This window comes from Paraburkholderia sp. J67 (assembly GCF_905220265.1).
In the GTDB taxonomy this organism is placed as follows: Bacteria; Pseudomonadota; Gammaproteobacteria; order Burkholderiales; family Burkholderiaceae; genus Paraburkholderia.
Map to the genome: position 1 here is coordinate 1 of NZ_CAJMZK010000080.1, position 1,044 is coordinate 1,044.

Genomic DNA, 1,044 nt, shown 5'->3' on the forward strand with positions numbered 1-1,044 from the left:
TGACCACGTCGGCCACGGCTTCGATCCACTCCAGATCGCTATGTGCGCCGAAGCCATAGTTGAAGCTCGAACCTTGCAGGCCGTCGCCATGCGCGACCTCGATGCTGTCGACCTTAGCCTTGTCCAGCGCGCGGGCGATGTCCTGCACGTTCTGGATCGAGTATTGATGGCGAATCGCGTGGCTGCCGTCGCGCAGCGTGACGTCGGAGATGTAGAGTTTCTTGCTCATCGCTTTACGCTCCTTGCACGCTCAAGAGCGTCTGCGCCACGCGTTCGGCGGTGGCGAGCGCGGCGGAAGTCATGATGTCGAGATTGCCTGCGTAGGCGGGCAGATAGTGCGCCGCGCCTTCCACTTCGAGGAATACCGAAGTCTTCAGGCCGCTGAATTTGCCGAGGCCCGGAATGTTCAGCGGCGCGCTCGCGGGGATTTCATCGAACTGCACTTTCTGCTTGAGTCGATAGCCCGGTACATACGCATGCACCTTCGCCACGGTCTCTTCGATCGAGCGCTCGACCGCATCGCGGTCGGCCAGCGCCGAAAGCGTGTACACCGTGTCGCGCATCATCACCGGCGGCTCGGCCGGATTGAGCACGATGATGGCTTTGCCCTTCGCCGCGCCGCCTACCGCTTCGATCGCCTTGGAAGTCGTTTCGGTGAATTCGTCGATATTCGCGCGAGTACCCGGCCCCGCCGATTTGCTGCTGATCGATGCGACGATTTCCGCGTAATGCACCTTCGCTACACGCGAGACCGCCGCGACAATCGGAATGGTCGCCTGACCGCCACATGTGACCATATTCACGTTCGGCGCGTCGATATGCGCATCCAGATTCACAACGGGCACGCAATACGGGCCAATCGCGGCGGGCGTCAGATCGATCACGCGAATCGACGGCTTCAGCTTGCGCAGCAGCGCATCGTTTTTCACATGTGCGCCCGCCGACGTCGCGTCGAACACGAAGTCGATTTCGTTGAACACGGGCAGACGCGTGAGTCCTTCCACACCTTCATGCGTAGTGGCCACGCCCAGACGCGCAGCGCGC

At 61.6% G+C, this 1,044-nt stretch carries 1 protein-coding gene and 1 pseudogene; both read right to left on the reverse strand.

What is annotated here, in order from left to right; all coding sequences use genetic code 11:
- Window positions 1–229, reverse strand: a pseudogene (locus U5782_RS41235) (4-hydroxy-2-oxovalerate aldolase); the annotation flags it as partial.
- Window positions 230–233: 4 nt separating this feature from the next.
- A partial coding sequence (locus tag U5782_RS41240) for an acetaldehyde dehydrogenase (acetylating) (RefSeq protein WP_322049619.1) occupies window positions 234–1,044 on the reverse strand: 811 nt, incomplete at its 5' end.